Consider the following 21,503-nt stretch of genomic DNA (forward strand, 5'->3'; position numbering starts at 1 on the left):
TCAAGAAATGACCATCGCCCCCGGATCAGGATTGCGCGTCCAGCTCCAATAATCGGCGAGCTTGAACGGGCAGGACACATAGTTGCGGCCCTTGCTGTTCAGATAATAGCTTTTGGCCTTGGGGTGGGTCCAGACCATCTGCTTCATCTGCTCATCGACCCTCTCGTTCCAATCGAGATAGGCCTGCTCCGTCGGCTCGATCGCCTTGCCGCCAGCAGCCACGATCTTGTCGAGCGCCTCGACGATATAGTGGATCTGCGCTTCCAGAACCATGTTGACGCCTGCTGCATGATTGGGCGCACTGTTCGGCCCCAGCGTCATGAAGAAGTTGGGATATTCAGGAGCCATCACGCCAAGATAGGCGCGCGCCTCGTCCTTGCCCCATGCCGCTGCCAGATCGCAGCCGTTCCGGCCATAGACCTTGAGCGGTCCGAGGGCGGGCGCCAGCTCAAAGCCGGTGGCCAGCGCGATCACATCGACTTCGTAGCGCTTGCCGCTCCTGGTGACGACCGCATGCTCTTCGACATGGTCGATCGGGTCGGTTTCCAGCGTGACATTGGGCTTCACCAACGTGTCGAGCCATCCGCCGTCCGCGTCCAGCACGATGCGCTTGCCGAAAATCGGATAGTCGGGAACGATCTTTTCGATCAGGTCGGGTCGGCCCGCCAGCTTGTGATGAATATATTGCAGAGCATAGCTGCGCGCGCCATCGTTCTGGGCCGAGATAGAGACGTCCTGGTTGGGCCAGCTCTCGTCCTTCTTCACATTGCCATAGAGCCCATCGCCCGTGAACCAGTAAACCCGGAAGCGAAACCATTCCTTGTAATGCGGAATGTTGCGCAGGGCGAAATGGATATTTTCATTTACCGGCATGGCGATGTCGGGATTGTTCAGCACCCAATGTTTCGACCGCTGGAAAATGACGAGGCTGGAAACCTTGTCAGCGATAGCCGGGGCGAGCTGGGCGGCGCTGGCACCGGTGCCGATCACCGCCACGCGCTTTCCGGTGAGGTCCATGTCTGGGTCCCATCCGGCGGTGTGCATCTTCGGGCCCTTGAAGCTATCCAAGCCCGGAATGTTAGGAAAGGACCAGCGATTGAGCACGCCATGGGCGAGCAGCACCGCGTTGACCACTTCCACCCGTTCCGCGGCGGTGTTCACGTCCTGCAAGGTGACGTGCCAGTTGCTGTCCGCATCGCTCCAGCGGGCGGCGAGAACTTTTGTCCCGAACTGCACATGATCGCGGATGCCATATTTGTCCGCAACGCCGGTCAGGTAACGGTGAATCTCCGGTCCTTTGGGATGGTAGCTGCTCCAGTCCGGGTTCAGTTCGAAGGAATAGGAATAGAAATGACTGGGCGTATCGACGCCCACGCCGGGATAGCGGTTTTCCAGCCATGTGCCGCCCAGGTCAGGGTTCTTCTCGATAATCGTATAGTCATAGCCCGCTTCGCCCAGCTTGATCCCTGCGGCGATGCCCGTCATGCCGCCGCCGATCACCAGTACGCGAAAGCCTGCTGGTGGGTGGACGCGGCCGGGCATGTCCTTGCGCGGCACCGGGCGTTCAAAGCCCATCTGGTCGTAGAGCACCGGCATGATCGTAGGATCGACATCCTCACCGACGCTGACGCTCATCATCCGCCGCAGCAGTTCAGGTTCGATCGGGCGTTCCACGGGCGGCGTCGGGTTGGTCAGCAGCGCGAACAGCTTGTCGCGTAGATCCTGCGCCATGGCATCGGGCACGCTGGACGGCGCCTCCGCCGTATAGATGCCGGTGAGGTAGGGCGCGAAGCTGTCCAGATAGGCACGGTCCTGGGCATAGGTCGTGTAGACCATCAGCAGGGTGGGCAGGTTAGCGTCCTGCAATGCCCTGCGCAGACCGTCATGATCCCTGACAGGCAGGGGACATGTGGTCGCCGGATGTAGCTTGCTGTGCGCGTTCATCTTCGCTCCTCTCTTGGCTGCGCCACAGCAAAAACGCCGGGTCGCTCGATAAGTGAGTATATACTCACTTAGGCCGAAAAAATTGACGCGCATCAAATTTGGAGGTGCTGACGGACCAGCGGCGGAGAACCCCAGAGGGCGCTCCGCCACTGATCCGGCAGCTAAAGAGTTGTTCAGGCAGCAGCCTTGGTTCCTCGCAGGTCCACCGTGGTATGAACGCCGTTGACCCGCTTCTGCATCTCATACGCTCGCGCACGCGGGTTGTAGAATTGGCGATACCATAGCCGTCCTTTGTGAAACGGCCCGTCGTCCGGCACCTGAAGGATGTGGATGGCCGGTTCCTTATATTTCCACAGCTCGAAATCTTGTGAAAAGGCGGCGAGACCGGCTTCATGATAGGCGCGGGCGGTGGCGCGATCTTCGTCTGTCACCTCGCCATTCGCGGCGGTCTGCGCCATGACCGCGAACCAGACGCGGACTTCGCCATCCTCGACCGGCGTGTTGCAGATCATCATCAGCGAGGGGTGCTTGCCCTCCATGCGGGACAACAGAATGCCCGGCCCGGTATACCAGGTATTGGTTTCCAGCATTGCGCTGCCATCCACCAGCGTGCGGTGGCCCGACGCAAAGCGCTGCCGCATGATCGGGCCATCAAATTCATTCTCGAAAAATACATTGCCCGACGACCCATGGACCGGCGCGAAATGGGCATAGTCGGTCATGTTGTCAAGGATTTCCTGCGGGTGGATCGGCAGCGTGCCCAGATGATCCACCTTCCACCGCACCCATCCTTCGCCGGTGCGGTCCCATTCGGCAAAGTCGGGCAGGTCATAGTCAGGCGCGCCCCCCTCCATGTCATGCCACATCCAGATGCAGCCAGCCTTTTCCACGACCTTGTGTGACTTGATGCAGGCAGCCTTGGGGATCTTGTGCGTCGAATAGGGAATGTCGTCGCATTGCCCCTCGGGCGTGAAGCGCCAGCCATGGGCGGGGCAGCGGATGGAATCGCCCTCCACCTGATTGCCGTCGCGTACGACGTAGGATGTGCTGTTGCGTGCGATGTTGACGCGCATGTGCGGGCAATAGGCATTCATCAGAACCACGCGCCCGCTCTTGCCGCGATAGAGCGCCATGTCCTGCCCGAAGAAGCGGACCGGCTGCGGCTGCTGCGTCACCTCGTCGGCAATCGCGACCATGAACCAGCCACGGGGGAAGGTCAGTTCGCCCAGGCCATATTCGGCTGTCTTCGCCATGCTGTCCTCCCTTCCTCTTAAATGAAGCTGTCGCTGTTCGGTGCGCCCAGCATGACGCCGCCGAAGTTGCGGCCGACCACGCCCGGATTGTTCGCCACATGAGCCCGTCCGGCATGAACGTCGCAGAAGGCGCGAGCGATCGGATTGCCGCGATAGATGGCTTCCGCGCCGCTCGCTGCGAAGATGCGGGCGATCAGCGCGCAGCAGCGGCCGGAAATCTGCGCCGACTGGAACCGATAGTGCAGCCGGGTTTCAAGGTCCGCCTGCTCCCCTGCGCGCGCTTTTTCGGTCAGGTGCGCGAAGTTGCGGAATAGGATGGTCTTCATCTCGTCGATCGCCACGCGGGTTTCGGCGATCACCATTTGCACATCGGGGTCGGCCGATGCGCTCGCGCCGCTATTTGCGCTCCTGCGCTTGGCGCCCTTTTCGATGAAGCTGTCCAGCGCACCCTGAAGCGCTCCGATCGAAGACGAGGATACGGCCCGCACGAACACCTGCCCGAACGGCAGTTTGTAAAGCGCGCCCGGATTGACCTTCGCGCCCGGATTGGTGGATGCAAAGCCATCCTTGGACCGATGCGTACGGTAGGCGGGGACATAGGCGTCCTCCACCGTCACGTCATGGCTGCCCGTGCCGCCCAGCCCGATCGTGTTCCAGATCGGCAGCACCTTGAAATCGGCCCGAGGGACCAGGAATGTCCAGAAATCCGGCTCGCCGGTCTCGGGATCGTTGACCAGGCCGCCCAGAAACGCCCAGTCGCAATGATCGACACCGCTGGAAAAGCCCCAGCGCCCGCTGATGCGATAGCCGCCCTCGACTGGCGTCACCTGTGCGCGCGGCATGTAGGAAGAGGAAATGAGCGTGGCATTATCCATGCCCCACACATCCTCCTGCGCCTGCGCGTCAAACAGCGCGAGCTGCCAATTATGCACCGCGACGACGCCCAGCACCCAGGCAGACGACATGCACCCTTCGGCCAGCTTCATCTGCACCGCATAGAATGTCTCGATGTCCATCTCATAGCCGCCATGACGACGGGGCTGCAGGATCTTGAAGAAGCCCGCTTCCTGAAAATCGCGGATGGTTTCGTCCGGCACCTTGTTGCCCGCTTCGCAGGCGTCGGCGCGTTCGCGCAGCACCGGCACGAGCGCCGCCGCCCGATCGACGAGATCGGCCATGGCGGGCGCGTTGGTCGCATTGGCAAGCGTCATATTCCCTCTCCTTCTGATCAAGCCGCGTCGGCCAGTTTCGCCTGTTCATCGGCACCGAAGCCGACACTGAAATCATGGCCCCACAGGCTGGCCGATGTGCTTTCGAAAACAGTGTGATGATCCCAGTCGATGACACGCCCGCCGCAGCCATATTCCAGCGCGAAGCCGCCGGGCGTTTCGACATAGAAGCTGATCATGTGATCGTTGGTGTGCCGGCCCAGCGTCGCCATCAGCCGCGCCCCCGCGGCCAGCATGCGGTCATAGGCGTGACCGACCTCGTCGATCGTGGCGACCTCCACCATCAGGTGCACGCAGCCCGACGGCACCTCGCCCTCGAACAGCGCCAGGCTGTGATGGCGGCCATTGGCGCAATGCAGGAAATCGACCCGCATTCCCGGCCCGTTCGGCCCTGCCGGACGGTGCACCATGAAATCGGATAGGCTGAGCCCCAATATCTCTGACAAGAAACTTCGGGTCTCGGCGATCTTGGGGGCGGGCAGCACAGCATGGCCGTAGCCAAGGGCGCCGGTCACGAAGCGCACGCCCTGCGGCGAGCAGAAGGGCGCAAAGCTACTAATATAGCCATAGCTGATTTCATGGCGGTTGCCGGACGGATCACGGAACCACACCATCTCGGTCACATGGCGCAGCGCGCGTTCCGCCTGCGTGGAATGGTTGTAGGCGATGCCGCGTACGTCGAGGGTCGCCAAAGCCGCGGCATATTGCTGTTCGTTGCGGACTTCCCACCCGCTGGCGCAATAGCCGTCGCGATCGCCTTCGATGACGAACAGCCGCCCGGCCCGCTCGTCGATACGCAAAGCCAGGCCGCCGGGAAGCGCATCAACGGAAAACCCCGCAATGTCCTGGGCAAAGTGCACCCATTGCTGGGGATCGCGAGCGGTGATGATGCTGTAGGCGAGTGCAGCGACTTCCATGACGTCCTCCGTGGGTGAGGAGCACATGATGAACCGGGTCGAGGTTCAGGGAATTGATCGCCGTCAAAAATTCGGAAAACATCGTTCTTATCTGGCAAATCATCTCCGCTAACCGGCCATAAAGTCGGATAATCGGTTGCAACATTCGTTCCACGAGCCAATTATCTCTACGCACATCGCCTTATTTGACCGCAGTCAAGGCGGCCGCCGCGATTGCAGTTCCTACTTAAGCAGCCGAGCGCGTTCGGCGCTGCGGCAGAGAGGAAGAGCATGAACGTCCAATCTACCGTGCGCGGATCGACCGCGCTGACCATCAGCCATGTTAACCTGCACTATCCCCGACCCGAAGATGGCCCGGCGGTCGCGCTGCTGCTGGAAACGGCGGGGCTGTTGAAGACGCAGGAAATGGCGCTTCCGCAAGGCGGTGTCTTCTATCGTTTTACGACCGATAGTCTCGCGCCCAATGGCGGGGACAACATCATTTATCTCAGCCCGCTACCGGCGGCGACCGCTACGCTGCTGGCCGCCGCGCGCGAGGCGCTAGCGCTTGGCACAGATCACGAGCATCCCGCTGTGTCAGCCTATCGCGCGGCCCAGGCGGCGGACCCGGAATATAATTTCCATGTCGGCTTCCTGCATTCTTCTCTCGACGATCTGGAGCATCGCTATCTGGCGCTTCAGGCGCTGGAGGCCAATGATCCCCGTTTCGCCGGGCGACTGAAGTTTCTGGTCAATCGGGCGCAACCGGGCGACGCGGAGATTGACGCACGCCTTGATGCTTCGCCGATCTATAAAGGGGTCAGCCGCTACACCTATGGGCGTAATGGTGTGCAGGCTTTTTGCGAGACGGACCTGATCGTGGATGGTCCGCTGGGCGGCGGCGTAGTGCTGGAATTCGACTATATCTTCCCCGACAGGGACGACCATATCCTCGCCATTTCGGACGCCAGCCGATGAGCATATGGCCCCCGCCAGCGTGGGGGCCATAATATCAAGCGCGGACCATGGCGGACGCCATCGCGCCCAAAGCGTCGTTGATGCGCGACGCGGTCTCTTCTTCGATGCCGCAATCCGCCATCGCCTGACGCATGGCCGACGTCCATTGATCGGCAACCGCGGCATTGATCGGAAAACGGGCGTGCAGTGACATCATGCATTTGCCGGGGTTGGCGGCAAACCAATCGGCGTCTCCGCCTAGCCACCCACAAAGAAATCCGCTCAGCGAATTCCGCATGGGGGTGAGGTCCTGAGCATGCATTTCGCGCAGGTCCCGATAGGCGGCATTGCTGTCCATCAGGTCATAGAAGTGCTCGACGATGGTACGCACGCCGTCGCGTCCGCCGACCGCAAGAAAGGGCGGTTGTTCGATGCTCAATTTTTGCGGCCGCGCAGCGCGTCTTGTAGGCTGAGTCCGCCCAAGATCAGCATGAACATGAGCATCAGGGCCGCAACCATGTGTGGGAAATATTGGCTGAACAGGTTGTCCATTTCTCGTCTCCTTTCCAGAGACGATAGACCCGCAGGGAGGCCGGGACATTGACGCCTGTCAAAAATTCGAATGAGGGTATCAGGCTGGCAGTCTGAGAAATTCGACATGGAAGCGCACGGCTCCCATCGGTTCGACGCGGTGCAAGATGGTGGGCTCGACAATGCCGGGCAGCGTCCCGCTGGACAACATAACTTCTGCCGGCGTTCTGCGCGGATCGGTCACGATATAACGCAGTTCGCCCTCCTCCACGCGAATCAGGCCCCAGGTGCCTTCCTTCGTCTGATGATCGTTCAGCAGACCTGCTGGTATAGTCTTCTCGGTGAAGGTCGGCGTGCGCTTATAGGGTCTGACCCCGTCAGGAAGGTGACCGATCATGCCTCATTCCGTTCGCGGTAGAATTGAACGCCAAGCTGCAGGCTTTCCGCGATTCGATCCGCCTTTTGCTGGAAAGCCGTTGCGGCGGCGGGTGAGAGCAGCTCGCCACTGACCTCTCGCCACAGCGCCAACCATCTGGCGAATTTGTCATCGGCCATGTGCTCGGCGTGCCGAACATGCGCGACCATTGGTTGCCCCTTGTATCGCCCCGTCGTTAGCATGACCGAGGACCAGAAGTCCTGAAGCTTGCCGAGATGGTGGGGCCAATCGTCTATCGCGCCATTGAAGATCGGCCCCAGCACCGGATCTTGCCGGACCCGCTCGTAAAAGGCCGGGACCATGCGCGCGATATCTTCTTCCTTTATTTTAGTCGTCATGACTCTGCCTTCCGGATTTGCAGGATCAGGTTCAGGGTTCGCATGAGTTCGTCTTCCAGCAGCGGCTTTTCAATCAGAATGGCGCTCAGCTCTGCCGCCGAGGCGCGAAGCGCGCGGGTTGGATTTGTCGCCAGCAGGATCGCCGGGGTGGCGCATTGCCGCCGAAGCTCGGCGAGTCGTTCAAGCCCATGCGCGCAATCTTGATCCACCACAAGCGCAGGGGCAGCGGCTGGATCGGATAGTTCCGACCCCGCCGCCGCCTTGATGCCCGCCACTGACAGGGCGAATTCGATCGAGGAGAGGAGCGCTGCATCATCGATGAACAGCAGGACCGGATTGTCGCTGGTCATCTTCGCTCTCCTCTCCCATTCAGGCCAGGTCAGGCCGCCTTCTTCCAGATGGGTTCCAGCGGGACGTGGGGCGGGCAGTGGGCGATCGCGCCCACGGGCAGGCCGCCAAGTTCATTGGCAAAGCCATGGTTGACGTCGCGGTGATGAGCCTCGTCCGCCCTGACAACCAGCACCACGTCGCGGAGCGTCGCGTCGTCCGGCAAATTCCAATAGTGCTTGGCGATTTCCGGCGCCGGCACATTAGGGCTGCGCCCTTCGTCGATCTCGGCAAGATAATGGGTGTAGCTGATCACCGCCTCTTCTTCGAAATAGCCGACCACGCGGTGAGCAGTCTTTGCGCTCACCAGATAGAGGGCGAAGAAGAAGAGGTAGAATACCCACTGCACGCCCATGATCACCGCGCGTTCGAACCACGTAGGCTTAGAGATTTCGATGAAGGTCATGAGGTGCATGCGCTCATTTTCCGCTTCGTCCATGAGCGTCTTGATCCAGCCCCTGTCATCGCAGATGCGCCGCAGGCAGGCGAGATGGGTGATCGTCGCACCGACCATGCCGGGCACAGCGGCCACCGTTTCCAGAACCACGGCACGATGACCGTAGCGCGCAGCGAAGAAGGTGTCCGCGCACCAGCGCAACATCTTCGTGAAGCCAAAGGCGACCTGGTCCGACAGCCCTTTGGGCTTGTGATGGACGCCAAGATTGATGAACGGTGCGGTCATGAAATTATCTCCAGATGCGAGCCTGTTTGCTATGACGCTCATCTATGCCGCTGGACCGGGAGCAGAAATTCGGATGTTGTCCCTACCGCAAGTCCCCTAAGGGCTCTACCGGAGGTGAAAGCGACGGGGCCGACCCGATGAGGAGGATGTGAACAAAGCGGCATTTCCTTTCCGGCACATGAGCCTGCCCGCGCCGCCATTTCTGGTGACGCTGGCGCTTGCTGCCATCGCTGTGGCGATTGGCGCGGGGGTGCGCATCGCCTTCGCCGCAGAGCTTGGCCAGCGCGCCACCTATATCTTCTTCGTTCCGGCGGTAGTGGTGGCAAGCGCCTTGTCAGGTCTGCGTGGCGGGATCATCGCTTGCATAGCGGGAGCCGCAGCAGGGTTGCTGTGCGATAGGGCGATCGGTCCTCTGGAAGCCGGGAGCCTCATCGCGGCGACCGCGTTTGTGATCATCGGCCTTGCCGTGGCGTTTGGTGGCGAATGGTTCCAGCGGGCGCGGGCAGAGGCGGAACGTGGCACGGAGGCGCTGGCGCGGCGGGAGGCGCATCTCCGTTCGCTGCTCGAAACGGTGCCGGACGCCATCATCGTGATTGACGAAGGCGGCTTGATCCGGGACTTCAGCCCGGCAGCGGAGCGGATGTTCGGTTGGAGCATAGAGGAGGTGCGCGGACGCAATGTCAGCATGTTGATGCCCGATCCATATCGGTCTGCTCACGACGACTATCTCGCCCGTTATTACACAACTGGGGAGAAGCGCATCATCGGCAAGGGTCGCGTCGTGTTGGGGCAGCGCAAGGACGGATCGACCTTTCCCCTGGAACTGGCTGTCGGAGAGATGCGGGTCGGCGGCCAGCGGCACTTCACCGGCTTCATCCGCGATCTTACCGAACGGCAGCAGGCTGAGGCCCGGCTTCAGGAATTGCAGAACGAGCTGGTTCATGTGTCCCGGCTGACCGCGCTTGGTGAAATGGCGTCTGCGCTGGCGCATGAACTGAACCAGCCTCTGTCTGCGATCGCCAATTATCTTAAAGGCAGCCGCATGCTGCTGGCGCGCGAAGAGGTGCCGCTGGACCGCGTGGGTGAAGCGCTGGAACGGGCAGGGGTGGAAGCGCTGCGGGCGGGCGACATCATCCGCCGCCTGCGGGACTTTGTCGCCCGCGGGGAAACTGAGCGGTCGGTCGAAAGCCTGCCGAAGATGGTCGAGGAAGCCAGTGCACTGGCCTTGGTGGGCGCGAAGGAACATGGCATCCGGGTGCAGTATGACTTCAGTCCCGAGGTCGATCTGGTTCTGGCGGACAAGGTCCAGATCCAGCAGGTGGTGCTGAACCTCATCCGCAACGCGGTCGACGCAATGACCGATGTCGCGCTGCCCCGTCGCGAATTACTGATCGGGATTGAGCCAGCAGGCGATAATATGGCGCAGGTCACCGTGGCAGACACAGGCCTTGGGATTGATCCCGAAGTTGCCGATCGCCTGTTTCAACCTTTCATCACGACCAAGCGGACCGGCATGGGCGTCGGCCTTTCCATTTCGCGCACCATTGTCGAGGCGCATGGCGGGCGGATCTGGGCGGAACCGCGGGAGGGCGGCGGCGCGTTGTTTTGCGTCACCCTGCCACGCGTGAGTGAGGAAGATCTGTATGACGGTGAGTGAAGCGATTGTTTACGTCATCGACGATGATGACGGCGCGCGTCTTTCGCTGGAGTTCCTGCTCGACTGCGCGGGGATACGGGTGCGCTCCTTTGCTTCTGCCGACACCTTCCTCGCCTCGTCCCCGCCGCTGTCAGGCGCCTGCATCGTCACGGACGTCCGGATGCCCGGCCGCAACGGCATTGAACTGGTGGAGGAGTTGAGGCGGCGTGGTGCAAATGTGCCGGTCATCGTCATCACCGGCCATGCCGATGTGCCGCTTGCCGTACAGGCAATGCATGCAGGGGTGGATGACTTCATCGAGAAGCCTTTCGATGATGAAGTGATGCTGTCGTCGATCCGCAAGGTGCTGGCTCGGCAGGCAGGGGATGATCAAGCGCAGGCGGAGAAGCGGTCGATACTCGACCGGATCGCCACCCTTAGCCCGCGCGAGATGGAGGTGATGGAAGGACTGGTTGCGGGACACGCCAACAAGGCGATCGCCTTCGACCTGGAGATCAGCGCCCGGACGGTTGAGGTTTATCGGGCAAACGTGATGATGAAGATGCAGGCGAAGACCCTCTCGGAGCTGGTTCGAATGGTGACTCTCGCGCGGCTGGGATGAACACGACAGAGTTGGTCGCGCCCAGAAGGGGATATCCACTGCCGCCCTTCGTCTTCCAAACCGGAAAGCCCCTGCTCGGAACCTCGCTACTCCATATGCTGCGAACGCCATATTTGGCGTTCCAGCTATTCCTCACCGTTTGACGGCGATGCCCTTCTTCAATCCGGACAGGAGCGGGTTAACCCAGGATCCGATCCATTAGTAACTCTCGTGCACCGGGCCGCTAACGTCAGGTCACATGGAAGGTCTTCAATAAGCAGCCTGACGCAGGTTGAATTCCGCTAAAGGACACAGCTGTATAATGTCCGAACGGTTCCATAAAGCGTGTTGTCATCCTGCTCTGTTATACAGCTGTTTCTGCCGGCACTTGGTTCCACTCTGGGGGCAGTGCGTTGTTGCTGAGCGCGCAATGGGTTCCAGGTGGGGTATACATCAGTGCGACGCAGCGATTGCAGGAATCACAGGCGCTGTGGTGTGATGGGTTCTCCCTGAAGCGTCTAACAATTGCAGGGTCGTGAACCAACGCGCGTGCCATCACGACTGCGTCAAAGCCTTCCTCTAAAACCTGCTGCGCGCCGTCCATGGAAAGCACACCGCCGACATAGCCAAGGCCGCAGTCCACGGCTGCGCGCACTTTCCTTGCGGCTTCAAGGAAGTAAAGCTCCGAAAACTTGATATTTCTGGGTGTCATGGCTTTGAGAGCCATCATCTGTAATTGGTATTTCCAGCCGGACTGCAGCTTCGCCATCTCATCCAGGGGCAGTGATCCATTGAAGATCGCCCAAGGCGATTCGATGTTCCGGCCTCCAGATAGTATCAACATATCCGCGCCGACATCTTGGAGAGCCTTGGACGTGACAATTGCATCCTCAACGGTGGCGCCCTTCTTTACGCCGTCATAAAGGTTGATTTTGGCCAGTACAGCCAAGTCGTTCCCGACTGCACTCTTCACATCGGTGAGGACCTCAGCCGGAAAGCGCGCCCGTCTCTCGGCCGACCCGCCATATTCATCGGTACGCTTGTTCGAGAGGGGCGAGATAAACTGGTTGAGCAGATAGCCGTGCCCCATGTGAAGTTCGACGGCATCAAAGCCTGCCTCTCGCGCAAGGAGGGCGGCTGAGACGAACTCCTGCCGTACCTGCATCATGTCCGAAGAATTCATCGGGCGTTGCAGCCAACGGCCCATCATCATCCCCATCTGGTCGATCCCACCACTTGCCGACATGGCGCGCGAGGTAGACAGTTGCCGGTGCTGAACGAAGCTACCCGCATGCGTAATCTGGGCCGAGATTCGCCCACCTTCTGCGTGAACGGCGTCGGCTATGGCAGCGTAATGGGGCAGCGAATTGCGCGACATGACGCCCTGGCTTTCGAAGGTGCGGCCATCAGGTGATACGGCCACATAAGCTAAGGTTGTCATGCCTGTGCCACCGGCGGCGATCCGACGGTGAAATTCGAGCAACGATCGGGTCGGCATAGATCCACGCGTCATCATTTCATTGGCGCCCGATCTGATGAAGCGGTTGGGCACAGTGATGGGGCCGACGGTGAACGGAGCGAAAGCGTGTTTCATGAGTACTCAGTACTTGCTTGCGAACCTCTTCGCCAGACTGTAACAATTTTCTTCATATCTTCGGAAGATTTGCTCTATCCCACTGGCAATCAACACCGTAGATGAGCGGCACTTGGGAGGGGGCACCTGATGGAACGGTGGGTCGATAAGCACATACCTGACATGACTGGCAAGCGGATCCTGATCACAGGAGGTGCCAGCGGCATTGGCCTCGAGACGGCGAAGGTCCTCGCGGCGAAAAGCGCGCAGATCATCATTGCTGACCGCGATGAGGATGCCGGACATAGGGCGGTCTCCCAGATCAACGCGGCCGCCACTGCGAACCTCGCTGAGTTCCGCCGCGTTGATCTTAGTTCTCTTTCAATGGTGAGACGCTTTGCAACCGACGTCCTCGAAGTCGGGAAACCGATCGATGTTCTGGTTAACAATGCCGGCATCCAGCCGATCAGCGAGCGCCGGACAAGTGGCGATGGGTTCGAACTGACCTTCGCCATAGGTCATCTGGCGCATTTTACCCTTTCAGCGCTTCTTTTCCCTTTGTTGAAATCGGCGCCCGCCGGGCGGGTCGTCACGGTCTCCAGCCTTGTCCACGGACAGGGGCGACTGGACTGGGAGGACCTTCAAATGGAGAAGGGATATCGAGCGCAGCGAGCCTATAATCAGACGAAGCTGGCCAATTTGCTGTTTGCGCGCGAATTGCAGAAGCGGCTAGACTCAGTCGGTAGTAACGTACAAAGCATAGCAGTTCACCCTGGGGTCGCACGCACCTCCATAGGAGCCAACCGTAAGCAGCTTGGCAAATTTGGGTTCGGTGATTACCTAGTCAGCGGCGTGCTTAAGGTTGTCATGCCTTACCTTGGGCAATCTGCCGCAGCCGGCGCTCTCCCGACTATTTATGGAGCAGCAGCAGCCCAAGCCAAAGGTGGTGGTTTTTACGGGCCGGGCGGCTTCGGTGAGATGAAGGGGTTGCCAGCGGCTGCGAAGATAAAGCCCTCCGGCCAAGATATGGAGGCGGCGCAGAAACTCTGGCGGGTTAGTGAGGATCTAACCGGAGCTTCCTTCATCGTTTAAGGTGGATCTATAGAAAAGGAAGAGCTGCGTGAACAGCGAGATCGCGGATCAGTGATAGCTGCCGGCGGGATGAGAAACGGCGCCTGAGTGATGCCTGGGAACTGCCTCCTCCCATATCATGGGACCATTGTCGTCGTAGTCCTTCTGGCGGTCGTCACCCAGCGGATCCGCAAAGCCTGTGCATAGAGTTGGTGCTTGCGCCCGTGTCGGCCGGCCATAAGTGGGGAGTCGGCAAGCGGGACAGCGGTTCAAGTCCATTAAACTCACTGGGACAGTCGCAATCTGAGCTGGTGCGGTATCCCACCTCCCACTGATGATATAAGATCATGCTGCTTTTGGCAGTTGCTCAACAACCTCAAGATCCAGACATTTCTCGCCGGGCTCCACCCTGACTGTAGACCCATCCGGCACGGCGCCCCGCAGGATCAGATCCGCCAGCGGGTCTTGCAGATACCGCTGCACCGCCCGCTTTAGCGGCCGCGCGCCATAGACCGGATCATAACCGACCCGCCCCAGCCACGCCCGCGCGCCGTCCGTCAGGTCCAGCGTCACCTTGCGGTCCTTCAGCAGCTTGCCGATCCGCGCCACCTGGATGTCGACGATCGGCGCCATGTGCGTTGCACCGAGCCGATGGAACAGGATCACCTCGTCCAGGCGGTTGAGGAACTCCGGTCGGAAATGCGCGCGGACGATGTCCATCACCTGATCTTCGACCTTCTCCACCGGTTCATCATCGGCAAGGCCCGCGATGAACTGGCTACCCAGGTTCGACGTCAGAACGATGATCGTGTTGGTGAAGTCCACCGTCCGGCCCTGCCCATCGGTCAGGCGGCCGTCGTCCAGCCGCTGGCGCACCTGCCCTTCGAGCCTCGGCACGTCAACAGGCGACGGGATGGTGATCGCCCTGGTCCTCAGATCGAGCTGAATCAACCATTTGAACAGCATACTGGCTGCCGCCTGCCCATAGGCGGAGACGGTCATCGCCAGGAAAAACTGGATCTCGACCAGCTTGACGACAGCGCCGATCGCCTGGATCGGTATTTCCGCTTCATGGGCGAAACACCACATCAGGACCGCGGGCGCCGAGGGCGAAGTCGCGGCGCGAAGCGACGTCTGTCCTTCGGGGACGTTGACACCAGCAGTCCGCATCTGCGCGAACAACGCAGCGGTCGACATGGTCTCGACCGCGGTGATCGCGGTGCAGAGCTCGACAAGCAGTGCGCCGCCCTGCGCCAGCAACGCTGCGCTGCACCGCGCGAGCAGTTCGGCCGAGAGCTCCGACCTTACAATCGCCAAGAGAGCTTGCCGCCGCCACGCGTCATGGGCACCGGTGCGAGACAGAGCCGCAAGCAAGGCCTGCCAGTCCGAACCATCCGTGCCCTTTTCAAGGGCGAGCCGGCCCGCAAACTCGATGCCGCGCGCGACGCGCGGCGACGGCGGAAACGTGAGATCCAGGCCGTCGGGCAGCGACAGGTCTTCGTTGAGACGCGCACCGATCGCCCAATCACGCAGCACGTCATGGTAGAATGCGAGCTTGTCCCGCGTCGGCTCGTTCAAGGTCAGGCTGCGTAGGAGGTGATCGCGCGCTGAAGAGTCGGTTGTGGCGTCGATCGTGTCGCGGCCGGCAAGCGCAGCTTCGGCAAGATCGGTCAGAATACGCTGCGCTGCGCGCACATCTTGTAGCTTCGCGCCGTCAGCACTTTTCCACCAATGGTCGGCGAGCGCCGCCTCGGTGCGGATATCGACGCTGCTGGGCACCTTGAGCAGCTGGGTCAACCGATACAGGTTGCGGGAAATGGCCGCGGCCGGATGGTCGGCCGCGAGCAGTACGCGCAATTCCGGCGCCAGCGCAATGAGAACCGCGACCTCATCGTCGTCGAGCTCGCCAACAATTACCGGGTGCGGGGCGCCGAGCACGGACAGCGCATCCTCGGCGAGCCAATTGCCGCCTTCAACGCCCTGATCCGGGCGGGTCGAGATAACGACAGAGAAACCCTCGATGCTGGCGACCTCGCGCAGAACGTCGTTGACGGTGCGGCGCCGCTCGGCCGTGGCGAACATCTCAACGCCGTCAATAAACAGCACGCCGCCACCGCTGGCCGCGATGTCACCGAGGAAATCCCGAGCCGTGCCCGGCACGTTGAGGCGCTGGCCGAGCGCGGCCCAGCCACCATCGGGTGTCCCGATCGGATCGAGGACGATCACATGCCCTTCGCGCGCCTGACGTTCGGCGAGATGGCGGAGCACCCAAGATTTGCCGACGCCCGGCTTGCCGGTGATCTCGATCAATCGATGCGCGTCGCGTGCCGCCTCCACTGCGGCTAGGGGTTAGCGCCCAGGCGGAAGCATGGTCAGACCGGCGCCGATCAGCCCCGCATAAAAGGGCTCGCTCCACAAATCGGCTGAGAAACGGCCGCAGTCGATCAAACGCACAATAGCATGGATTAGAAGATGGTCACGGACGCGGTCATGTCGGTAAATGAGTCGCTCGTCAGTACCAAGCCGCACAATCCGGCCCTGATCCACAAGGCGGCGTAGACCATTGAGACGATCGGCATCTGAGGCATGCCACGTCCTGATCTGATTCCATGTTGGAGCGATTTCGCGCTTCTCGACCATCCGCTCGGCACAATAGTCGAGCGCCGAACGCAAGTCGCTGGCAAGCAGCCGGTCGTCGGCGGCGCTGTCGATCTGAGCTTCGATATAGGATTGGATCGCATTTCGCGGAGCGGCCGCGGCCCAGTCGGCGTTGAGGCCGATTAACAGCGGGTCGTTAGCCAACGCGGCAGCCAAATCTACTGCCTCAAGTCGGGTCAGCGTCACCCCTGCGGCCAAGGCGCGGGCATTAACCGCTGCGACCGCTTCGTCGGGCTCAAATCGGTCAATTGTCAGCGAGCGGTTGAGGACGTGGCTACTCAATTGACTATCGCCCAAGCTGGCATTGCCGCGCCATACAGGGCAGAGCAGCCGCCATTCGATTTCGGTCGTGTCCTTCCGGTCGCCCCCGGACCAGGCAATCATCCGCTCAACAAGACGACGCGGATTGCTTGCGAGGTTGATATCCTCGACGATCAGCAGCAGAGGGTGCTCGGGTGAGGCGAGTGAAAGTGCGACCTTCCCGCACCCTGAATCGAGCGTCGGCGTCCATTTACGCAGACCAAGCATGATTGCCTGCTCGATTGTCGCTGCCTGCTCGATAACCGCATGATCGAGTACGAGGGCGATCCCACCGCCGGCCAGCCATTGATCACCCAAGCGGCGAAGTGCCGCACTCTTGCCGAGCCCGGACTCGCCAATCACGAACCCCGCGCCTCTCGCACCCCGCGCAAATGCCAAAAGCGCTGGATCAAACTCGCGCTCCACGATCTCATCGCGCGGAACGAGCGGCAGATAGCTGGCAAGCGAACGGCGCGCGATATCGCGTGTTTGTGTTGCGGACAGCCGCACGGCATCGGTTCCGAATTCTTGCTGACGGAGCCATTGACCCTCGGGATCGCGGTCGAGGAAATCGGCGATCCGGGACCCTGGCCAGATATCGATGTCGAGATTGTCGCCAGCGGCGGCATGGACGTCGCGGATGAGAGTTTGGTCGGGGTCGATCGAACAGCACAGCACCAGCGTTGTCTCGCGAACCGCGCCGCGCTCGCGTTCAGCGTCGGCGATTGCCTTTGACTTGGCGAGGTCGCCGTCCACCGGGTCCAGCCACTTGCGGCGCAGCCCCTGCTTCGCGGTGATGGTATGCTGGATGAGAAGCAGCCGCCGCGAGCCGCGATGGACGCGCATTTCGATGCCATCGATACAGGCCGTAACGCGAGTGAACGCTGAGCAATCCTCGAAAAGGACGATGTGCAGGCCGACCCGTTAACCCTTACGGGGAAGGTTGATATGGACGGGCGAGTTTGAGCGACGTTTGAGCCCGTCTGCTGCACCGGGGTAGTGGCGACAGCATGTACGCAAGGAAAGTGCACGCAACAAGCTCGGCGCATCGATGCAGTATCAAAGCAGCTTCTATTTCAAACCCGGCGGCGTTTCGGACACCACTGCGCTGCCGATCCGGCTGGATCAAGGCGGTTTTGCCCAGATCGATTTAATGACACGCTATGAATTGACGCGGCACCTGTCGGTCGGCATCAATCTGCGCAATGTGAATAACGCGAAATATCTAACGGCGCTCACCTTCGACCAATCCCGCTACAGCGCGCCCCGACCAATATTGGGAACGATCAGCCTGCGATACTGATCGGACCGATCGTCGAAGTCAGTCGGGACGACCGAGACGGATGCGGTCTGGTGCTATGTCCTCGCGTTAAGCCAAATTGCGTCGGCCATCGAAGATGCGCGGCTCTGGATCACGGACATGGAGGTGCTTCGCCTCCATTATGCCCAGACACTTTCACATTGGTATCAACGAGTCATTTCCTCACGCGAATAGATCATCGCGATGTACGATGAGCGCTTCTTCCGTATGTGGCAGTTCTATTTGGCAGGAGCGATCGTTGCCTTCCGCCATGATGCCCATATGAATTTCCAGATTCAGCTCAGCCGTCGTCGCGAGGCGTTGCCGTTGACAAGGAACTATAGAGGCTGAGGTAGAACGGGCGCTAATCGGGAGGTCAAGTCATCCGCAGTCATTCGGCAAGGGCAGTTTTGGAGGCTCAGCTCAAATAGCTGACTTTCCGCACCTGGACGACGAAAATTAGCCCATTAACGGCCCGACTTCGGTATCGGTAACGCGCCGTAGGCGGATTGGCTTCAACGAGCCAAGCCGAGAAACGGCTTTCAGCTTCGCGCGGCTTTATGGCGGAAGAAGATCGGCATGAATTGATGCCGATGAGGCATTGGTCGCGCGAACTTCATCAAAGCCACTGTTTATCTCGATAGGCCTGAGCCTGCCGGGAAGTGGACGGTTGATTGCCGGAAAGCTGGGCACTATCATGCGCCGGCGGACCGGGCCCCTCTGGCGCGCTGATTTTCAAGGCGCGTGATGTCGGACCGCATCGGGAAATCCGGTGCGAATGCGGCTTGGTCTCATCCCTTCCTCTCTTCGCAGCGGCTTTTCCGGTCAACCTTGCCGTTGAAAAGAGGAGCATCTCCCATGGAATTTTTCTCCGCTGACTGGCTTGGAACCCCTGCTTGGTTCTGGATGGCATTCCTTGCCATCGTGGTGGCGCTGACTGCGTTCGACTTGGGCTTCCTTCACAAGGAGAACAAGGCAATCGGGATCGGTGAGAGCCTGAAACTCTCCGTCTTTTACATCAGCATCGCCTGCGCATTCGGCGCGTGGGTATGGTGGGCCCGCGGGGCCGACCTCGGCATGCAATATTTCACCGGATTTTTTATCGAGAAGGCGCTGTCGATCGATAATGTCTTCGTCATCAGCCTGATCTTTTCCTATTTCGCCATTCCCGCCAAATATCAGTATCGCGCGCTGCTCTGGGGCATATTGGGCGTGGTCGTGCTGCGCGGGCTGATGATTGCGGGCGGGGCGGCACTGTTACACGAAGCCTATTGGGTGATTTACCTTTTTGCCGCCTTCCTGATCCTGACCGGCATCAAGATGATGGTCGGCGCCGACAAGCCGGTGGATTTGGCGAAGAATCCAATCATCGGCTTTATCTCCCGTCACTTGCGGGTGGCACCTGAACAGCATGGCGAGCATTTCCTGGCGCATGTGCCAGATCCGAAAACCGGCCGCATCAGAGTTGCCGCGACGCCGCTGCTTTGCGCGCTTATCGTCATCAACTTCGCGGACCTGGTGTTCGCGTTGGACAGCGTGCCGGCGATCTTTGCAATCACCACCGACACCTTCATCGTCTACACCTCTAACGTGATGGCCATATTGGGGCTGCGCGCTCTGTATTTCGCGCTCGCGGCCATGGTGCACCGCTTCCATTACCTCAAATATGCGCTGGCAGCGATCCTGGTGTTCATCGGCAGCAAGATTTTCGCGGCGGATTTCCTGCTGGACGGCGGCAAATTCCCGCCGGCGCTGAGTCTGGGAGTCAGTTTTGCGCTGATCGCCATCGGAGTGGGATGGTCGCTATGGGTGACCAGAAGGGAGAAGCAGCGGCTGGTGCCCTGATGTGCCGGGCGGCGCCCCGACGCTTCCGGGCGGTGGAACGGCAGGGGCCGCCGTTAATTGAACCAGTGGGATAATCAGAGTAGGTGACTCTGGCCGAGGGCGCGTGGGGACTGCGGGCGCGCGGCGTTGGCCAGTGCGTCCGCTGGTTGAAACAAGAAAGGGCTGCGGCGGTCGTGGCATGATACGGGCACTTCGCGCATGGGCACGCAAACACACGGAACGGAGCCGCTATTCGCCCGTCGGCATCGCCTTTCACTGGGTGATGGCGCTTCTGGTCCTATTCCAGCTTGGTTGGGGCTACTACGCAAGCTGGTTGGGGGTGGGGGGAGAGAAGCTCCGCGCCTATGAGGTGCACAGCATGGTCGGTTTGCCGATCCTTGTGCTGGCGATCGCGCGGCTCGGCTGGCGCGTAATGATACCCGGACCGATCAATGACGCCGATCGCCAAGGATTGCAGACGCAGGTCGCCTATGTGATGCATTACCTGTTCTATCTGGCCTTTTTCGGACTACCGCTGAGCGGCTGGGCCATGTGGTCGGCCATCGCAGAGCCGGGGCCGCTCTATTTGGCGGGCGTCATTCCCTGGCCGCAGCTGCCGTTCGATCAGCTGCCGTTAACGACACAGTGGCGGATCGTGGACGTGGCGGAGGATGTTCATCTGGCGCTGGTCACGATGTTGCTGGCGATCATTCCGTTACATGTGGCTGCGGCGCTAAAGCATCATTTCTGGGATCGGCATGATGTACTGCGCGGAATGCTGCCGGAGATACCGGACGCGGAGGATCCCCGGGGAGAGACGACGCATAAGCCGCGAGAGCCGAAGATTCAGCCGGCGAAAGCGCCTGGCTGATCCGCAGCATGACGTTTTCTCCGTCATTCCGGCGGAAGCTTTTGCGCCACTGCGCCATTTGTTGGGCGAGGTAAGCGGCGGGCTGGCCCGCGAGGGGAGGGTTGGCGCCGCCCCCTTCGCCCCGCGTACCGTGACAGGAGGCGCAAGGGGCAAGGCCGCGCGATTCATCGCCTTGTTGATAGAGCGCGGCCGGTTCGCCTGATCGCTTGACTGGACCGGATGGGGCAACGAAGGGGAGGCCAGCGTAATAAGCAGATACGGCGTCATGCTGCGCCAGCGTCAGCTTTCTAGCGACGGCTTCCATTTCAGGGTGGCGGCGGCGCCCGCTCGCATAAGCTTCCATCTGGGCCGTCAGATAGCCGCGATCCAGGCGAGCGAGCCTGGGCGTGCCTGCCCCGTTGCCCAGCCCGTCAATGCCGTGACACGCGACGCAGGCGTAAGCGGCGCCAGCGTCGCCACCGCTAAGCGCGATGAGTTCGCCGGTCGCGGTGAAGCCGTCCGCCGACCCCCTGTCTATCGATCCGCAGGCGGCGAGAAAAAGGGTGACGCCGACCGCCAATGGGGCTCGCAAGGCCATGGACGGGAACCGCTTCGCCATCGCAACGGTTCCTTGCCTCAGTGTAAAAACGGCGGGAGCGACGAAAAGGGGCACATGAGGCTGTTGCACGCCTTGACGTTGTTGCTGGCGATGTCCTGCAAGCCGCCTCCCGCCGAGATGCAGCATATGCCGCAGGCCGATCCGGCGAGGGGCAAGGCAGTGATGGAACGAGTGGGGTGCGCGGCGTGTCATGAGATAAGCGGAATAAGGTGGCCGAAGGGAAAGGCCGGGCCGTCGCTACGTGGCTTTGCCGATCAGGGCTTGATTGCGGGTCGGCTGCCCAACCGGCCTGACAATCTGGCAGCCTTTGTGCGCGATGCTCCGGCAGTGGTGCCGGGTTCGACAATGCCGGCGATGCCGATCAGCGAAAGCGAGGCGCGGGATGTGGCGGCTTTCCTTTATGCAGGAAGGAAATAGC

19 protein-coding genes and 2 pseudogenes are annotated in these 21,503 nt (G+C 60.8%); 8 read left to right on the forward strand and 13 right to left on the reverse strand.

Going from position 1 to position 21,503, the window contains the following annotated elements; genetic code table 11:
• From ACYU8T_RS01930 to ACYU8T_RS01945, 4 genes are all read right to left on the reverse strand, one after another.
• A complete protein-coding gene (locus ACYU8T_RS01930) occupies positions 1 to 1,944 on the reverse strand; it encodes a flavin-containing monooxygenase (protein WP_461158346.1) in 1,944 nt (647 codons plus the stop codon).
• A gap of 173 nt (positions 1,945 to 2,117) precedes the next feature.
• A complete protein-coding gene (locus ACYU8T_RS01935) occupies positions 2,118 to 3,197 on the reverse strand; it encodes a Rieske 2Fe-2S domain-containing protein (RefSeq protein ID WP_461158347.1) in 1,080 nt (359 codons plus the stop codon).
• 17 nt (positions 3,198 to 3,214) lie between these two features.
• Positions 3,215 to 4,408: a flavin-dependent monooxygenase gene (locus ACYU8T_RS01940; RefSeq protein ID WP_461158348.1), complete on the reverse strand. Its 1,194-nt coding sequence runs from the start codon at positions 4,406 to 4,408 to the stop codon at positions 3,215 to 3,217.
• A gap of 17 nt (positions 4,409 to 4,425) precedes the next feature.
• Complete coding sequence (locus tag ACYU8T_RS01945; RefSeq protein ID WP_461158349.1) at positions 4,426 to 5,343, reverse strand: VOC family protein; 918 nt, start codon at positions 5,341 to 5,343, stop codon at positions 4,426 to 4,428.
• A gap of 270 nt (positions 5,344 to 5,613) precedes the next feature.
• On the opposite strand from ACYU8T_RS01945, the gene ACYU8T_RS01950 reads away from it, so the two are divergent.
• Positions 5,614 to 6,300, forward strand: coding sequence for a hypothetical protein (locus ACYU8T_RS01950; RefSeq protein WP_461158350.1), 687 nt, complete (start codon positions 5,614 to 5,616; stop codon positions 6,298 to 6,300).
• A gap of 34 nt (positions 6,301 to 6,334) precedes the next feature.
• Here the strand turns inward: ACYU8T_RS01950 and ACYU8T_RS01955 are convergent, their stop codons facing one another.
• From ACYU8T_RS01955 to ACYU8T_RS01975, 5 genes are all read right to left on the reverse strand, one after another.
• Positions 6,335 to 6,718, reverse strand: a complete 384-nt coding sequence (locus tag ACYU8T_RS01955) for a group II truncated hemoglobin (RefSeq protein ID WP_461158351.1) — start codon at positions 6,716 to 6,718, stop codon at positions 6,335 to 6,337.
• Between the two features lie 192 nt (positions 6,719 to 6,910).
• Positions 6,911 to 7,207, reverse strand: coding sequence for a DUF1971 domain-containing protein (locus ACYU8T_RS01960; RefSeq protein ID WP_461158352.1), 297 nt, complete (start codon positions 7,205 to 7,207; stop codon positions 6,911 to 6,913).
• Positions 7,204 to 7,584 carry a group III truncated hemoglobin gene (locus tag ACYU8T_RS01965; RefSeq protein WP_461158353.1) on the reverse strand — a complete coding sequence of 127 codons (381 nt, stop codon included), beginning with the start codon at positions 7,582 to 7,584 and terminating at the stop codon, positions 7,204 to 7,206. The genes ACYU8T_RS01960 and ACYU8T_RS01965 overlap by 4 nt, the downstream gene beginning before the upstream one ends.
• Positions 7,581 to 7,934 carry a histidine kinase gene (locus tag ACYU8T_RS01970; RefSeq protein WP_461158354.1) on the reverse strand — a complete coding sequence of 118 codons (354 nt, stop codon included), beginning with the start codon at positions 7,932 to 7,934 and terminating at the stop codon, positions 7,581 to 7,583. The genes ACYU8T_RS01965 and ACYU8T_RS01970 overlap by 4 nt, the downstream gene beginning before the upstream one ends.
• A gap of 29 nt (positions 7,935 to 7,963) precedes the next feature.
• Positions 7,964 to 8,653, reverse strand: coding sequence for an alternative oxidase (locus ACYU8T_RS01975; protein WP_461158355.1), 690 nt, complete (start codon positions 8,651 to 8,653; stop codon positions 7,964 to 7,966).
• A gap of 148 nt (positions 8,654 to 8,801) precedes the next feature.
• Between ACYU8T_RS01975 and ACYU8T_RS01980 the strand changes: the two genes are divergently transcribed.
• Together ACYU8T_RS01980 and fixJ are read left to right on the forward strand one after the other, a co-directional pair.
• A complete protein-coding gene (locus tag ACYU8T_RS01980) occupies positions 8,802 to 10,310 on the forward strand; it encodes a sensor histidine kinase (protein ID WP_461158356.1) in 1,509 nt (502 codons plus the stop codon).
• On the forward strand, positions 10,297 to 10,911 hold the full coding sequence (gene fixJ / locus ACYU8T_RS01985; RefSeq protein WP_461158357.1) for a response regulator FixJ: 615 nt from the start codon (positions 10,297 to 10,299) through the stop codon (positions 10,909 to 10,911). The genes ACYU8T_RS01980 and fixJ overlap by 14 nt, the downstream gene beginning before the upstream one ends.
• 343 nt (positions 10,912 to 11,254) lie before the next feature.
• Here the strand turns inward: fixJ and ACYU8T_RS01990 are convergent, their stop codons facing one another.
• Complete coding sequence (locus tag ACYU8T_RS01990) at positions 11,255 to 12,484, reverse strand: NADH:flavin oxidoreductase (protein WP_461158358.1); 1,230 nt, start codon at positions 12,482 to 12,484, stop codon at positions 11,255 to 11,257.
• Positions 12,485 to 12,613: 129 nt separating this feature from the next.
• Here ACYU8T_RS01990 and ACYU8T_RS01995 point away from each other — a divergent pair, with 129 nt between their 5' ends.
• Positions 12,614 to 13,555 (forward strand): oxidoreductase, encoded by a 942-nt coding sequence (locus ACYU8T_RS01995; RefSeq protein ID WP_461158359.1) that lies wholly within the window; start codon positions 12,614 to 12,616, stop codon positions 13,553 to 13,555.
• A 324-nt stretch (positions 13,556 to 13,879) separates the two neighbouring features.
• On the opposite strand, the pseudogene ACYU8T_RS02000 reads toward ACYU8T_RS01995, so the two are convergent.
• A pseudogene (locus ACYU8T_RS02000) lies at positions 13,880 to 14,404 on the reverse strand (AAA family ATPase); the annotation flags it as partial.
• Positions 14,405 to 15,883: 1,479 nt separating this feature from the next.
• Entirely contained in the window at positions 15,884 to 17,248 is a 1,365-nt protein-coding gene (locus ACYU8T_RS02005) for a hypothetical protein (RefSeq protein WP_461158360.1), read from the reverse strand.
• 295 nt (positions 17,249 to 17,543) lie between these two features.
• On the opposite strand from ACYU8T_RS02005, the gene ACYU8T_RS02010 reads away from it, so the two are divergent.
• The 3 genes from ACYU8T_RS02010 (at position 17,544) to ACYU8T_RS02020 (ending at position 20,487) form a co-directional block, all read left to right on the forward strand.
• Positions 17,544 to 17,795 carry a hypothetical protein gene (locus ACYU8T_RS02010; protein ID WP_461158361.1) on the forward strand — a complete coding sequence of 84 codons (252 nt, stop codon included), beginning with the start codon at positions 17,544 to 17,546 and terminating at the stop codon, positions 17,793 to 17,795.
• Between the two features lie 855 nt (positions 17,796 to 18,650).
• The gene (locus ACYU8T_RS02015) at positions 18,651 to 19,637 is read left to right on the forward strand and encodes a TerC family protein (protein WP_097093068.1); all 987 of its coding nucleotides are present in this window, start codon (positions 18,651 to 18,653) and stop codon (positions 19,635 to 19,637) included.
• Positions 19,638 to 19,815: 178 nt separating this feature from the next.
• Positions 19,816 to 20,487 (forward strand): cytochrome b, encoded by a 672-nt coding sequence (locus ACYU8T_RS02020; RefSeq protein ID WP_097093069.1) that lies wholly within the window; start codon positions 19,816 to 19,818, stop codon positions 20,485 to 20,487.
• 4 nt (positions 20,488 to 20,491) lie between these two features.
• Here ACYU8T_RS02020 and ACYU8T_RS02025 read toward each other — a convergent pair.
• Positions 20,492 to 21,277, reverse strand: a pseudogene (locus ACYU8T_RS02025) (c-type cytochrome); the annotation flags it as partial.
• On the opposite strand from ACYU8T_RS02025, the gene ACYU8T_RS02030 reads away from it, so the two are divergent.
• Positions 21,212 to 21,502, forward strand: a complete 291-nt coding sequence (locus ACYU8T_RS02030) for a c-type cytochrome (RefSeq protein WP_369680249.1) — start codon at positions 21,212 to 21,214, stop codon at positions 21,500 to 21,502. The pseudogene ACYU8T_RS02025 and the gene ACYU8T_RS02030 overlap by 66 nt on opposite strands.
• Position 21,503: the final 1 nt, after the last annotated feature.

The sequence above is a fragment of the Sphingobium sp. TomMM35A genome, from assembly GCF_054771735.1.